General features: G+C 40.0%; 17 protein-coding genes and 3 tRNA genes. 1 reads left to right on the top strand and 19 read right to left on the bottom strand.

The annotated features are described in order from the left end of the window. Positions 1-165: 165 nt before the first annotated feature. A complete protein-coding gene (locus VCHSUH03_RS02785; RefSeq protein WP_105093986.1) occupies positions 166-570 on the top strand; it encodes a type II toxin-antitoxin system death-on-curing family toxin in 405 nt (134 codons plus the stop codon). 81 nt (positions 571-651) lie between these two features. Here VCHSUH03_RS02785 and VCHSUH03_RS02780 read toward each other — a convergent pair. The 19 genes from VCHSUH03_RS02780 to VCHSUH03_RS02690 all read right to left on the bottom strand — a co-directional run bounded on the left by VCHSUH03_RS02780 (position 652) and on the right by VCHSUH03_RS02690 (position 14,746). After that, a tRNA-Arg gene (locus VCHSUH03_RS02780) sits at positions 652-728 on the bottom strand. 110 nt (positions 729-838) lie between these two features. After that, positions 839-912 (bottom strand) — tRNA-Gly (locus VCHSUH03_RS02775). Between the two features lie 9 nt (positions 913-921). Beyond that, positions 922-998: transfer RNA gene (locus VCHSUH03_RS02770), tRNA-Pro, on the bottom strand. A 277-nt stretch (positions 999-1,275) separates the two neighbouring features. Further along, on the bottom strand, positions 1,276-2,481 hold the full coding sequence (locus VCHSUH03_RS02765; protein WP_105093985.1) for an NAD(P)-dependent malic enzyme: 1,206 nt from the start codon (positions 2,479-2,481) through the stop codon (positions 1,276-1,278). Between the two features lie 269 nt (positions 2,482-2,750). Next, the gene (gene speD / locus VCHSUH03_RS02760; protein WP_105093984.1) at positions 2,751-3,533 is read right to left on the bottom strand and encodes an adenosylmethionine decarboxylase; all 783 of its coding nucleotides are present in this window, start codon (positions 3,531-3,533) and stop codon (positions 2,751-2,753) included. Between the two features lie 87 nt (positions 3,534-3,620). Continuing rightward, positions 3,621-4,118, bottom strand: a complete 498-nt coding sequence (locus VCHSUH03_RS02755) for a metallophosphoesterase family protein (protein WP_105085340.1) — start codon at positions 4,116-4,118, stop codon at positions 3,621-3,623. A gap of 66 nt (positions 4,119-4,184) precedes the next feature. Then, a complete protein-coding gene (locus VCHSUH03_RS02750; protein WP_105093983.1) occupies positions 4,185-4,760 on the bottom strand; it encodes an XTP/dITP diphosphatase in 576 nt (191 codons plus the stop codon). Between the two features lies 1 nt (position 4,761). Continuing rightward, entirely contained in the window at positions 4,762-5,517 is a 756-nt protein-coding gene (gene rph, locus VCHSUH03_RS02745; RefSeq protein WP_005387986.1) for a ribonuclease PH, read from the bottom strand. 104 nt (positions 5,518-5,621) lie between these two features. After that, positions 5,622-7,040: a histone deacetylase family protein gene (locus VCHSUH03_RS02740; protein WP_105093982.1), complete on the bottom strand. Its 1,419-nt coding sequence runs from the start codon at positions 7,038-7,040 to the stop codon at positions 5,622-5,624. Further along, positions 7,030-8,760 (bottom strand): hydantoinase/oxoprolinase family protein, encoded by a 1,731-nt coding sequence (locus VCHSUH03_RS02735; protein ID WP_105093981.1) that lies wholly within the window; start codon positions 8,758-8,760, stop codon positions 7,030-7,032. The genes VCHSUH03_RS02740 and VCHSUH03_RS02735 overlap by 11 nt, the downstream gene beginning before the upstream one ends. Before the next feature lie 148 nt (positions 8,761-8,908). Next, positions 8,909-9,559 (bottom strand): coenzyme F420-0:L-glutamate ligase, encoded by a 651-nt coding sequence (locus VCHSUH03_RS02730; protein WP_005387981.1) that lies wholly within the window; start codon positions 9,557-9,559, stop codon positions 8,909-8,911. Positions 9,560-9,571: 12 nt separating this feature from the next. Next, complete coding sequence (locus VCHSUH03_RS02725) at positions 9,572-10,111, bottom strand: hypothetical protein (RefSeq protein ID WP_105093980.1); 540 nt, start codon at positions 10,109-10,111, stop codon at positions 9,572-9,574. Between the two features lie 12 nt (positions 10,112-10,123). Next, complete coding sequence (murI, locus tag VCHSUH03_RS02720) at positions 10,124-10,927, bottom strand: glutamate racemase (RefSeq protein WP_105093979.1); 804 nt, start codon at positions 10,925-10,927, stop codon at positions 10,124-10,126. After that, positions 10,920-11,339: an acyl-CoA thioesterase gene (locus tag VCHSUH03_RS02715; protein WP_105085333.1), complete on the bottom strand. Its 420-nt coding sequence runs from the start codon at positions 11,337-11,339 to the stop codon at positions 10,920-10,922. The genes murI and VCHSUH03_RS02715 overlap by 8 nt, the downstream gene beginning before the upstream one ends. A gap of 118 nt (positions 11,340-11,457) precedes the next feature. Beyond that, positions 11,458-11,802, bottom strand: coding sequence for a YkvA family protein (locus tag VCHSUH03_RS02710; RefSeq protein ID WP_105093978.1), 345 nt, complete (start codon positions 11,800-11,802; stop codon positions 11,458-11,460). Positions 11,803-11,821: 19 nt separating this feature from the next. Continuing rightward, positions 11,822-12,673, bottom strand: a complete 852-nt coding sequence (locus VCHSUH03_RS02705; protein WP_105093977.1) for a hypothetical protein — start codon at positions 12,671-12,673, stop codon at positions 11,822-11,824. Between the two features lie 137 nt (positions 12,674-12,810). After that, positions 12,811-13,578 carry an SDR family NAD(P)-dependent oxidoreductase gene (locus VCHSUH03_RS02700; RefSeq protein ID WP_105093976.1) on the bottom strand — a complete coding sequence of 256 codons (768 nt, stop codon included), beginning with the start codon at positions 13,576-13,578 and terminating at the stop codon, positions 12,811-12,813. 11 nt (positions 13,579-13,589) lie between these two features. Further along, positions 13,590-14,384: a TSUP family transporter gene (locus VCHSUH03_RS02695; protein ID WP_105093975.1), complete on the bottom strand. Its 795-nt coding sequence runs from the start codon at positions 14,382-14,384 to the stop codon at positions 13,590-13,592. A gap of 65 nt (positions 14,385-14,449) precedes the next feature. After that, on the bottom strand, positions 14,450-14,746 hold the full coding sequence (locus tag VCHSUH03_RS02690) for a YerC/YecD family TrpR-related protein (protein ID WP_004693609.1): 297 nt from the start codon (positions 14,744-14,746) through the stop codon (positions 14,450-14,452). Position 14,747: the final 1 nt, after the last annotated feature.

The raw sequence follows: 14,747 nt of genomic DNA, 5'->3' as shown, positions 1-14,747 counted from the left end.
TTAATTTATGATATCAAAAGATCAGAAAATTATCGATTGCAAAACAAACAACAACCCCTCTATCATAACTAGTGATACTAATAAAGAGCTAAAAAAGCAGATAAAAGACATCTCGCAACAAGTATTAAAGCGTAATTATGACCTATATAAAGCATTGGAGAATAAATGAGTACACCTAATATTCAACTCACTGTACAAGATATCTACGAACTGCACAGAGAATTAGAAGATGCATTTGTCCTCTCTTCAGGAGTGCGAGATAAGAATCTTTTAGTATCAGCTGTAAATACCCCATTTCAAACATTTATGGGGAGCGACTTATATCCCTCTCTCTATGACAAAGCAGCACAATTATGTTATGGTATCGCCAATAACCATCCTTTTACAGATGGCAATAAGCGAACTGCACTACACAGTATGTATGTGTATCTTATTATCAATGGTTTTGATATTACCGCTTCACAACAAGAAGTTGAAAACCTAATTATCAATGTGGCCGCAGGAAATATGACAAATGTAGAACTAGCACAGTGGTTAAGAGATAATACTATACAGTTAGATAAACTTTAAATATTACAAAATAACTACTGATTTATAATTTAAAATAGCAAAAAAGCGGATAGCTCATTACGAGCTATCCGCTTATTTCTTTGGTGATCCAGGAGGGATTCGAACCCCCGACCCACGGCTTAGAAGGCCGTTGCTCTATCCAACTGAGCTACTGAACCATGTGGATTACCTATATATGTAATTATCTATTATAGTATAAATTATGTACTATATATCGTCAACTGTGCTCTATTTTATTTTAGTTTACCCTAAAAAAGGCAAAAAAAAATGGAGCGGGTGAAGGGAATCGAACCCTCGCGACCAGCTTGGAAGGCTGGGGCTCTACCATTGAGCTACACCCGCAAAAAAAAATGGTCGGAGCAGCAGGATTCGAACCTGCGACCCCCTGGTCCCAAGCCAGGTGCGCTACCAAACTGCGCTATGCCCCGTCATTAATTACTTGCTAATTATAGCAAACCTGGTAGTTGATGTCAACCACTACTCTTGCTGAGTTTTTACTCTATTGAGTATCGCTCTGCAACGAAAATTATTATATCATCGATACAAATTAGTGACAAGTACTTTTTTACAACTTCATTAATTTTTTAAATTTTATTAGTTCATATTCAAAAACATGCACCCCTTTCGAGGTGCATGTTTGTATTGTTTATATTATCTTACTTAGGTTTTAAGAGGCTATTAAGCATTAAGCTCATAGCAATTAGATTAACCTTCGTAGCTGCCGTCTTCTACTACTTGTGGATTTCTTGCAATACCTTGTTTTACAGCAACTTCAGCAACTGCTTTTGCAACTGCTGGAGCTACACGAGGATCGAATACGGATGGCATAATGTTTTCTTCGTTCAATTCGCTGTCTGGAATCAAGTTAGCCAATGCATCAGCAGCAGCCAATTTCATTTCATCAGTAATTTTAGATGCACGAACATCGATAGCGCCGCGGAATACGCCTGGGAATACTGCTACATTGTTGATTTGGTTAGGAGCGTCAGAACGGCCAGTACCAGCAATACGAATACCAGCAGCTTTCATATCAGCATATGTTGCTTCTGGGTTAGGGTTAGCCATAGCGAATACAATTGCATCATCAGCCAAGTTTTCCAAGATTTCTTTTGTGAAAGCACCTGCAGCAGATACGCCAAGAAGAATGTCAGCGCCTTTAGCATTTTCAGCCAAGTTGCCATGTTTTTCTTCAAGTTTAAGCAAGTCGATCAATTCAGCTTGCAAGGAATCAAGACGTTTGTAGTCTTTGTGCAATACGCCGGAGGATACTAACAATGTAATGTCTCGAGCACCTGCAAGGTACAACAGACGAGCGATGTTTGCACCAGCAGCACCAGCACCATTTACAACGATTTTAGCAGTTGCTAAATCTTTCTTTACAAGGCGAAGAGCGCCTTTTACACCAGCTAAACAAGCGATAGCTGTACCGTGTTGGTCATCATGGAATACAGGGATTTCCAATTCTTCTTTCAAACGGTTTTCGATTTCATAACATTTAGGGGAAGAAATATCTTCCAAGTTAATGCCAGCAAAGTTTTTTTGCAATAATTTTACAGTGTTGATCAAAGTATCAGCATCTTTTGTATCTACAACCAATGGAATGCAATCTACATCGCCGAATTTTTTGAATAATAAAGATTTACCTTCCATTACAGGCAATGCTGCTGCAGCGCCGATATCGCCAAGACCAAGTACACGAGTACCGTCGGATACAACGGCAACCATGTTGGAACGGCAAGTTAATTCAAAGGATTCTGCTTCATTATCTTTAATACGCAAGCATGGTTCTGCTACACCTGGTGTGTAAGCTACAGATAAATCATGAGCGTCTTTTAATTCATATTTTGTTCCTACAGTAAGGAAACCTTTTAATTCACGTTTCTTTTGTACAGCTAATTCACGTACGTCCATAATAATTCTCCTTTGTGGATAAACTCGGACTCTTTTGAGTCGGTAATTAATACCTTTAACTAATTGTATTATACAAAATGATATATAACAATTCAAGTTTTTTCGATATAGTTTTCCGAATATTTTAGAATTAAATTCTATTAATCTAATTTAGTAATAAAAATGATAGCTAAATAAAAAGTAGATAAGCCATATACGACTTATCTACTTTGGTACTATATACGTATTATCTGATAGGACACATAGCGTACAGAATATATATTTTTTATTTATGCTTTTACAGATGGCAAATTACGACCATAGAAAATTTCCATCATTTCTTGTTTTAATTGATGTTTAATTTGTTTGATTTCTCGTTCACTCAATTCAGATTCAGTAATACCAAAGAGATAGTTATCTAAATCAAATTCTTTTAACATCATTTTTGTGTGGAAAATATTTTCTTGATATACGTTTACATCAATCATATTATACATGTTGCGAGTTTTTGCATTGATGTAGTTTTGGATAGAGTTGATGCGATGATCGATATAAATTTTCTTGCCAGATACGTCACGTGTAAAGCCACGAACATGGTAGTCCAATGTGAGGATATCGGAATCAAAGCTTTGAATCAAATAGTTAAGTGCTTTAAGGGGAGAAATCTGACCGCATGTAGATACTTCAATATCGGCACGGAACGTACTAACCCCTTTGTGCGGATGGCTTTCAGGATATGTATGTACAGTAAGGTGAGATTTATCAAGATGCATGACTACATCTTCCTTTTCAATTTCCTCTTCAGAAATCAAAATCGTAACAGATGCCCCTTGTGGATCATAATCTTGTTTCGCTACGTTAAGGATGTTGGCACCAATAATATGGCTAACCTCTGTTAAGATAGCTGTTAAACGATCCGCATTGTATACTTCATCAATGTATTGAATGTATTGTTTTTTCTCTTCTTCTGTACGAGTATAACAAATATCATAAATATTAAAACTCAATGTCTTTGTGAGATTATTAAAACCATATAATTTCATTTTAGGCTTTGCTTTAACTGGTGTATCCATGATATGTCATAACCCTTTCCATGCATAGACTTACTATTTTTTTGAAAGCTTTTCGAACCATCGAGTTTCAAAGCTTTCACCATATAACTAAACAATATCTTGTTTATACACAAACTCTACATCAAACTGTCCATTATCGTAGGTAACGATAGCAAATGTACCGCCTGAGCGGTCACGAGCCAACGATATACTGCCGGGATTCACAAATACCGCATCACGAACTCGAACCTCACCATGATGATGACTATGACCGGACACGATGAGTCGCGCCCCCATATCAGTGCCTAACTCAATCAGTTTTTGTATTCGATTATAATATGATACCTCATGACCATGAGTCATGTAAATATAGGTATCCTCTAGAGGAATCAACTGTTCTCGCGGTTCAAGCGGCTGTACACGGTCATTATTACCGCGCACTGCATATACAGGAATATCAGTATGTTCCTGCATATAGCGTGCATCATCACCATAATCACCAGCATGAAGCCACATATCAATTTCTTGGTCTGCTGTAGCCTCCAAGACAAGATCTATATCATCTAGATACCCATGGGTATCACTTAAAATACCAATTCGTTTCATTTTATAAGTTCTCTAACACTATTATATTACATATTTATATGAACTATACCATATAGTTCGAAAATATTAAAGCTTGTTAATTAATTTGCGTAAAGCACGGCCACGATGGCTGATGGTTTCCTTTTCTTCAATGCTAAGTTCTGCCATTGTCTTTTCAAATTCAGGCACATAAAAGTATGGATCATAGCCAAAACCATTGTCCCCTTTTGGCTCATCTTGAACAAGTCCATCACAATAGCCTTCAGCTGTCACTTCACGGCCATCAGGATATACGAGTGCTAAGGCGCATACATAATGAGCTGTGCGGTCGCTTTTACCTTGCAGTTCGCGAATTAATTTTTCATTATTAGCTTGGTCATCACCATGATGACCTGCATAGCGAGCAGAATATACCCCTGGTGCCCCATTAAGAGCATCTACGGTGATGCCAGAATCATCAGCAAGGCATGGCCGATTGGTAGCCTTTGCGTAGTAGCGCGCCTTTAAACGTGCATTCTCCATAAAGGTTGTCCCTGTTTCCTCAGGTTCCTCAATGGCAATGACCTCTTTTACAGGTACACAGTCGATGGATAAATGGGAAAAAGCCTCGGAAAATTCACGAATTTTTCCTTTATTACCTGTAGCTAATACGATTTGTTCCATCTTACACCTCCGGAGCTGTAGGATATACCTTACCTACTTTATCTGCTGTTGTACCAAGTACTTCACGTTGTTTAGCCATGAGCTCATCTGTAGCAGCCTCTGCTAAATCGAGTAATGCATTGAGTTCATCACGATTAAAGGTACCATGTTCACCTGTACCTTGCACCTCAACCATATTACCAGATCCAGTACGCACCACATTCATATCAACGATAGCCGCACTATCCTCTTCATAGCAAAGATCCGTGATAGGACCTTCTGGGCCAATCCCTACGGAAATAGCTGCACAGAAATCGGTAATTGGGAATTTGCCAGCTCCGCCAAAGGTGAAATCCACCGCATCAACGAGAGCTACAAATGCACCCGTAATAGATGCTGTACGCGTACCACCATCGGCTTGAATAACGTCACAATCGATAGTAATAGAACGTTCTCCTAGCGCTTCAAGGTCTACAACAGCACGTAATGCACGACCGATAAGGCGTTGAATTTCTACAGTACGGCCCGTTTGTTTCCCCTTTGCAGCCTCACGGCTCACGCGAGTTTGCGTAGAACGTGGCAACAAGGAGTATTCCGCAGTTACCCAGCCTTGGCCAGAACCTTTGAGCCAGCGCGGCACAGAATCCTCAACAGTAGCAGTACAGATAACCTTTGTCTTGCCACACTCAATGAGTACAGAACCTTCTGCATACTCTGTAAAATTCCGTGTTATTTTAATAGGTCTCAATTGACCTGCTGTTCTATTATCGCTGCGCATAGGAACCTCACCATTCTAAATCTAAACATTAGAACGCCCCTTACACAAAGGGGCGTTATCTTTTCCTATTATATCACAATTTAACTATTTTTTATCACTACGAATCAGATTATGTATTGTCCATCCCCAAGTGGATCCACCACAACATAACGACTTGTACCACCTTCTGTTTTAGCCCGTCTGGCCTCTGTAATGGCATCTTGACGAGTTCCCTCATCGGCTTGCCAAGGGATAAACATAGCATATACACTCTGCGGCCCATAGGGTCCATATTGACCATGTGAAAGTACGCTATGCCACCCAACTTTATCTTCATACATGCGCACCTTTTCAAGGCGCTCCTCTTGTACACCTGTTTCATCATAGTACACATTGTAGCGGTTCGACCATATATCGCCCACACTGATGCGTTCCTCTTCGGCCATCTTATGACGGTTAGCCCATTGTACCTTCCACTTAGCGATAAGGTCATCAATATAAATGGTTACATTTTGACTTTGCTTATATTTAACAGGGTCAAAGGCAGGTTCTACTACCTTGCTGTAATCAAGGCCTGCCATAGATAATATGATACCTGTATTTACATAAGGCAACGCTTCCTGTACAGAGTAACCACCTTCTAAAACAGCTATATCTGCTTGCAATAAATCTACAAGCTCGGCATAGCCTTTTGCGGTAACTTGCATATTCGCCAAAGGATCGCTAAAGTGATTATCTTGCCCCGCTGAATTGATAACGATATCCGGATTAAATTCCTCTAATATAGGTAATACTAATTCACGCATAACCTTCATCAACCCTTCGTCACCAGTTCCTGGGGGCAATGGAATGTCTATATTACCACCAATAGCTTGAGGACCGCCAAACTCATCCATAAAGCCAGTGCCTGGATATAGCGTGCGTCCATCTTGATGGAAACTAATATATAGAGTATCAGGATCGTGGTAGAACACATCTTGAGAACCATCGCCATGGTGCACGTCTGTGTCCACCACCGCCACTCGTTTTATACCATATGTTTGGCGCATATGTTGAATCATAACAGCTTCAATATTTATGGTACAGAACCCACGAATACCATGAACCATAGCCATCGCATGATGTCCTGGAGGTCTAACGAGGGCAAAGGCACGGTCTACCTCTCCGCGCATAACCGCATCAGCAGCCACAATAGCACCACCTGCAGATACACGATGTGCTTCCGTTACCCAAGACTCTAAGTTAGGTGCCCCTACATGAACACGCTCTATGGTATCCCAATCAGCTACTATAGGATTGTATTCCCTAATATTTGGTATATCTAATAAACCTTCCTCTACGATTTGATCTCGCGTATAAAGCAAACGCTCCTGTCGTTCAGGGTGAGTTTCTGAAATTTTCCAGTCGAAAGCAGGGAAAAATACTAGACCTAAACTGTGATGATAGTTAGCTTTATTAGTAGCTGAGCTCGTAGCCTCATCCTGTTTAATATCCATATTTAGAATGCCATGACGCTCACGATAGGATAGACCCTTATTCCACATAGTATTTCACCCCCGCTTCTAGTTGTACTTTCACCGTAATTAGACGTTCCATAGATTGCCAGCCCTCGACAACAGGAAAGTCTTCAATGCTAATAACCTCGACCTCTTGCGTTTTATCCAGACCCAAGCGTAATGCCTCTTCAATAAGAGCCTCTTTTGCGCGCTCTACTACTTGTTCAGCTCGTTTTAAGGTACAGGTTTGCTGCTTAATACCTAACTCAGGAATAACAAGCAAGCGACGTTTTGTATCGACGTGAACGGTAAGTTCAATGGTAGATAGTGCTAATGCTGCACCTATAGCATTTGCTACAGCTGCATTGTCAGGAATGGTAACGGGTAAGTTTAAAAACTCGCCGATACTTGGCCCTAAGCTAGGCGCTGTACCGCCCACTACGACGATTTGAGCAGGCACAAAGACATCGGGATTTACAATATCTGCTACGACATACACAGGTCGTTTGTTTTCTGCCTGTACCACTTCATCGATACCATGTTGAATTATTTCTAATGCCTTTTCAACAATAAGCTTTGCCACATCTAAAGCTGACATATTATGATTACATTGCTTTTCAGCATTGTGCTTTGTAAATGAATCTTCACAGTCCGCCTCTTTCCAATTAGTCTGTAACACACGAGCTAACTGTTGTAAGGATTGTGTCGCATGTTCAGTATCACCATAACTTGCGTGCCCTAATACGATGAGAGCATCCCCTAAAGTAGGTTCATTGCCACCTAAAGCCGCTGATGGCCCTACACGTTCAGGGCCTACCGTGATTTCACCATCTACTATGCGAACTACCGACTCACCGCCAATACCGACGGAGGTAACGGCAAAGGATCGCACTGCACTTGGATATTCACGAATGGATACGCCATTCTTTGTCATCAATGGTTTCCCATATTTCCACAGGGAAATATCTGTTGTAGTCCCCCCAATGTCTAGTGCCACTGTATGTGACTCACCAATGGTACCTAGAGCCGATAAACCAAGCACAGTTGCGGCAGGTCCCGTGAAAGCAGTTTCTACAGGTCGACTTACCATGTGCGCCATAGGAAGAGAGCCCCCATCGGCCTTTAATATATGAAGTGGGGCGTTAATATTTCGTGCACTCAGCGCATCTTCTACATTTTTCTTAAACACTGAAAATACTGGCATTACAGCGCTATTAAAATAAGCACTAATGGTGCGACGTGGAAAGTTCAAGGAACCGCTTAACAAGCTACCATTAGATATAGTATTATACGTTTCTTGTAATGCTTCTGTTATAGATAATTCCTCTTGAGGATTACGAACACCAAATTTTGCAGATACAGCGGCCAAGTCAGTACCACTTCGCTCTTGTACCATACGCGCTATGTCACACACTGCATCAGTAGAGGTACGCTCTACAACAATACCTCTATGATCTGTATAGCCTTGAAGATATATAGGCTGCACAGGAAAAATATCATCCACATTTCGACCAGGCCCAGTCACTACATACAAATCTACAACCTGCTCCTTTTCTTCTACGATTGTATTTGTCACAACAGTAGTAGATAAGGTTACTTGTTCAACATTAGATGTATCACAACTATCTAGGACTGCATCTAAAGCCTCGCCTATGCCCTGCATTAGATTGTCCTTTGTAGTCCGTCTTTTGGCGGATGCTACTACGCGATGACCGTCTATGATAACGGCATCTGTGAACGTACCACCTACGTCTAAACCGAGTAACATAAAACCTCCTTATTAGAATTTATAGAGTCCCTTACAAACTCAATTATTGAACTAAATGGGCTCCATCAATTTAACATATAAATCCCATTTATCCACGCAACATAAAAAAAGGCTGTCCCCATCTCTATGTGATGAGTACAGCCTTCTGTTATTTACCAGATACAGATGCGTAATTTTTAATGATAACAATCGGAGTCATTTGGCTATCATTACCAAATGGATTGTCAATCAACAATTGTGCAATTTTATTACCGTCAATGCCACGGCTTGTACCTAACACAGCGGAACGTTTCAAATCATTAACGTCAGCTACAACAGCGCCATAACAGCCTGTGCGAGATACGATTTTCTCAGCTACTTTATCTGGGTCCTTTGGACCAAATACGATGTGCTTGTCAAATGGAGGCATTGTACCAGTTACATCATCAGTTAAGGATGCAGCGCGAGCAATTGCATAGAATACACCTGGTTTGCGGAAAATTTTAGCAATAGCACCTAAAATGAAGGCACCCAATACTTTCCATTTACCATCTAGATTCATAGCGGATTGCATGCCATAAATGGACGCCATAGAGCCATCTGGATGGATAAAACGATTGATTAAACGAGCTTGCCAGCAAACATTTAACTCTTCAGGACGAGTAAAACGACCTTGTGTAATAGCTACTACAGATTCAGCTACACATACGATATCTTCAGGTCCAATATTATGACCGCCAAATTCAACGATAGCATCCACGATGTCATCATTATCTGTAAGAATACGTGTTGGCACACATACTAACTCTAATTCTGCCATTGTTATGCCTCCTTATTGAACCAATGCTGCTTGCACTTCTTCAGCAGTCAAACGAATACGTTGTTTATCAATATGATAATCTGTACGACCTACGATTTGATAGTAAATATCGATGTCCATATAAGGGAAGCCCTTAATATCTTCACGAATATTCCCATTTTTACCTGTCAATGTAACGAATACACGAATCGTACCGCCTTTTCGAGGTTTGATAATAACAGCTTCAAAATAACCATCATGACGAGGGCGGTTAATATCCATAGCCCATGCATTGACTTTCACAGCATCAAAATGTTCCTCAGGTAACAATGGACGTGGGAATAAATCCATAATTGTACCAAGTTGACGACCTTTGTTTACAAACGGAATATCACAGAACAAAGTAATAGATTCAAAATTACGATCAGATACTTGGAAGTTTGTTGCTCGTTTTGGTATTAAGATAATCTTTTCATTACCTTGTTTCAATACAAATAAACGGAATAATAAATACAAAGCTGCAATAGCCACAATAATAGCTATTACAAAACTTAGGATGTTATAAAACCACATAGGGCATCTCCTTTATAATGTAATATGTTCAATGCTGCGACGACTTGTATCAAGGAAAGAGGCACTCAGCGTATCACCAAGCTCAATATCCTTTGTAAAATACAATGTTACAGTACCTGCAGATTTTTGAGGATTAAACAAATCTTTACTCTCTAATCTACGGCGAACCAATTCACTCGTTTCAAAAGCAGGGTCAATAAATTGAATACGCCCTGACGTCAGTTCCTCTAGCAAAGGTTGTACAAATGGGAAATGAGTACAGCCCAAAACTACGACCTCAATTTCTCGAGATAATAAAGGCTCTAAATAGTCAGTACATACATCACGTACAAAATAATCATCTAAATGGCCTTGCTCAATGAGACCTGCCAATTCAGGACAAGGTTGTTCCCAAACAAGAACTTCATGATCAACTTCGAGGGCTACGTGTTTATGAATATGGCTATTCACAGTCGCCACCGTCGCCATGATACCAATGGTCTTACTTTTACTTTGACTAATCGCTGTTTTCACGCCTTGTGACACACCAATAACGGGTACAGACACGCGTTCTCGTACCGCATCAAGTGCTACAACAGTAAACGTATTACAAGCAATAACCATCAATTTTACAGGCTGTTTTTCAAGAGCCTCTGCAATATGACAAGCTAAATATGTAATTTCATCATCACTGCGATTTCCCACAGGATTGTTCGCGTTATCGCCAATATAGATAAAATCTTCATTAGGAAATTGTTCTTGTAAAACCTTTAAAACAGATAGCCCACCCACACCGGAGTCGAATACACCGATAGGCAATTGTTGTACATTACTCATTAGGCATCTCCTCAACAGCTGCTAACATTGGCTGATAAAAAGTATCGTCTAATCGCACAATTTTACCTGTTGATTTTGACATAAATGCATTCTTAGTCTCTCCCGTAGCTAGGAGAGCACCATCACTGGCACGGCGCATACGATAACGAAATACCATCTGTGCACGTGTCATCTTAACTAGATACGTTTCAATATGAAGCTCATCATCAAAATTTGCTGGTTCTTTATAATTGCAAGATACGTTCATAATGGGAAATACAATATCCTCATTCATCATATCCCACAGGGTTACACCGATTTGACGAAGGAATTCAATACGTGCCATTTCAAACCATCTAAAATGATTACTATGGTGCGCAATGCCCATCATATCGGTTTCGTAAAAGCGTACATTTACTGAAGCAATATGCATAAATTTTTCCTTCTTTTTTCATAGAATACAATCTTCATTGTATCTCTATTACTTTAGTGTGTCAAATAAATAAAGGCAGTTCAACCGCAACGGATCAAACTGCCTTAATGGTTAAAAGCTAGTTACTGCCACCAAATGGGAAGTATTTTTTGGCCTCTTCTTGATGACTAGTTTTAATATAGCGATTGGCCACCTTAAAAGCAAGGCCAAGCACCGCTACATCATCTATCCAACCTAATACGGGAATTGTATCCGGTACAATATCAATAGGTAATACAAGATACCCTAAGGCACCAGCAATGACTGCTTTTACATATTTTGGAGTGTCCTTATCACGCATACAAAGGAACAAGGTCACTGCTCGTTGTACAAAGGCAAGTTTCTTCCCATATCGCCCTAAGAAAGCGGCAAATTTAGATTCGTTAAAATACTTACCATATGTAATAATTTTTAATGGATTCATCTTCATAATCCTTTAGCGCCTATTTGCGCAAACCACCAATTTTATCTTTTGCTGTATTAACAGTGTTTGTAGCAACATCTTTTGCTGTTTCAACAGCATCATTAGCTTTAGTTTTTGCAGTTTCTACTGCAGCTTGTGCAGAAGCTTTAGCTACTTCTACGCCACCTTTAGCTAATTCTTTAGCTACATCAATATTTTCTTTAGCAACATCAATTTTCTCTTTTGCCGCATCGGTTACTTTCGCCACAACTTCTGCTGCATTGTCATGGATTTGATATTTTGTTTCGTTATTCCATTTATCGATAGCAGGTGTTACTTTTTCTTCGTAAACTTGTTTCAAAGTTTCTTTAGCAAGACCTGTTTCATTAGCAATACCAGCCCAAACGTCGCGTTGACCTTGTGTGAAAGGAATGCTAGCGCCTGCATCACGGATGATATCACCTGCTATAGCTTTACCGCTTTCAAGGAATTCAGCAACCATTGGTTTATAACGTTCGATATCAGAAGGCATACCATCTTGGATCCAAATGTGAGCAATTTTACCAATAGCATATGTTAAACCAACTGCTACAGGAACGCGAACTGCTTTTAGAGGAATAAGAAGAGAAATAGCCGCTGTACCTACAGCTGTGCTAAGACCACCAACTAGACCCACTACGGCACCAGATTGCAATTCTACTTCGTAAAGATGTGCAATGCGAGTTACCATATACGTTGCATTGGCGCACAAAGCAACACTGCTGAATTTAGGAGACAAAGCCAATGCTGCTGCACGACTTGCGCCCCAGAAAATAAATTGTTCAACTTGATAGTCACGATCTTGAGAACCATCCATAAGTGGCTCAAGTGTTACGCCATTATATTCTGCCATAAGTATTCTCCTTTGTTGTGAACCAACTATAGGTCATATTATTAGTATTATTATACCATTCTATTGATATAAGGGGAATGAATTTTTACAATTATTCCAAGTTTTAAAAAGTAAAATATCATCTAAGATTTTCAATATTACCAACTAGTGAGACCACCATCAATAGTCCAAGCAGCGCCCGTTACAAAAGAAGCTTTACTACTCAATAAAAATACAATTACCTCTCCAATCTCATGAGGTTGGCCAATCCGACCTAGTGGATAATGTTGCCCCATTTCAGCCTTGGCAGCCTCTGCATCTTGTTGAGCATTTGCAATTTGCTTATCTACTAAGGAGGTATCTACATCACCTGGACACACGCAGTTAACGCGTACATTATGGGGTGCCATTTCTAGCGATAAAGACTTCGTAAAGCTTACCACCGCCCCTTTCGAAGCGCCGTATACAGAACAAGCTACGTTACCTTGCAATCCTGCATCACTGGCTACTGTTACAATGCTGCCCTTTGTAGCGCGCAAATAAGGCAATGCCGCTTGGCACAAGAAAACCGTACCTTTCACATTGGTGCCAAACATTTCATCAAAGGCCGCCTCTGTCACATCTGCTAGAAGCTCTTCCTCATAATAGCCTGCCGCTGTTACGAGAGCAGATACACCACCAAATAATTTGACAGTTTCTTTTACAATACGCTGGCAATCTTCAATCTTAGATACATCCCCTTGTACATACTGTACCCTTGAAGAATAGCGACGCAATTTCATCTTAGCTTTTTGTCCTGACTTTTCATCACGACCATTGATGACGACACACCAACCTTCTTTTAGAAGTAGTTTCGCAGTAGCAAAGCCAATTCCTGATGTGCCACCACTAATCAATGCCACTTGTACATCACTTTTATGAGGCATACCTTGCCCTCCTATAATGTTGAAACATAATCATAGACTAATTTCAACAACATAACTGTCGTTACCGACAAGAATACAACACGTACCAACGACGATCCTTTAGCAATAGCTAAATGAGAGCCTAAATAAGCACCTATAATTTGTCCAACACCTGTGGCTAGACCGTACTTAATATTGACGTGACCTAAATACAAAAAAACGATTAACGATGCTAAATTACTAGTAAAATTCAATATTTTTGCATTTGCAGAAGCATGTAAAAAATCAAAACCAGTAAAGATAAAGCCCATAATCAAAAATGTACCTGTACCAGGGCCAATAAAACCATCATAAATACCAATACCAAGAGCAAAAGCCATGCAAATATACAATGCTTTTCCTGCCACTGCAGAAGTGCGGTTCACCTCACCCCAGTCCTTTTTGAATACCACAAAAAGTGTGACACAAACGAGCAGGATGATTATAATTGGCTTCACATATAATGGTGGCAACGATACAACCGCTAATGTACCAATCATAGAACCAATAAAGGTAAATGGCAATAGTTTACGAACTAACGAAAAATCAACCATATGATTTCGCAAGAACGTAATAGATGCACTGCCAGCACCAAAAATACTGGATAATTTATTACTGCCCAAGGCCATACTAGGCGGAAGATTTGTTAATAACATGGCCGGAACCGAAATGAGTCCACCGCCGCCCACAATGGAGTCTACAAAGCCTGCAAAAGCACCTGCTATAGCGAGCAAAATGAGTATAAGGATATCAAATGGTAAACCTGTTACCTCAATGAGCCACTCCATATAAACCTCCTACAGATAGCACATCAACGGTCGCCAAAGGGCCACCGTTGTCATGCTAGTTTATATTATTTTGCACCTAAACGATCTAGCGCTAATGTATAGCCATCAGCACCATAAACTAGGCATCGTTTTACACGGCTAATCGTTGCCGTACTGGCGCCTGTTTCTTCTACGATTTTTTCATAGCTATCCCCTGCGCGTAACATTTTTGCTACTTGCAAGCGTTGAGATAAGGCTTTTAATTCATTAATCGTACAAATATCTTCAAAAAATGCATAGCATTCCTCAGTATTTTCAAGCGTTAAAATAGCGGTGAATAACTCATCGTTTTGTTGACTTCTCAATTTTTCATTGATACTCATA

Origin of the sequence: Veillonella infantium, from assembly GCF_002959895.1 — a bacterium.
Classification (GTDB): Bacteria; Bacillota; Negativicutes; order Veillonellales; family Veillonellaceae; genus Veillonella; species Veillonella infantium.
The sequence above is the reverse complement of the archived record's forward strand: the minus strand, read 5'-3'. Positions and strand labels throughout refer to the sequence as shown.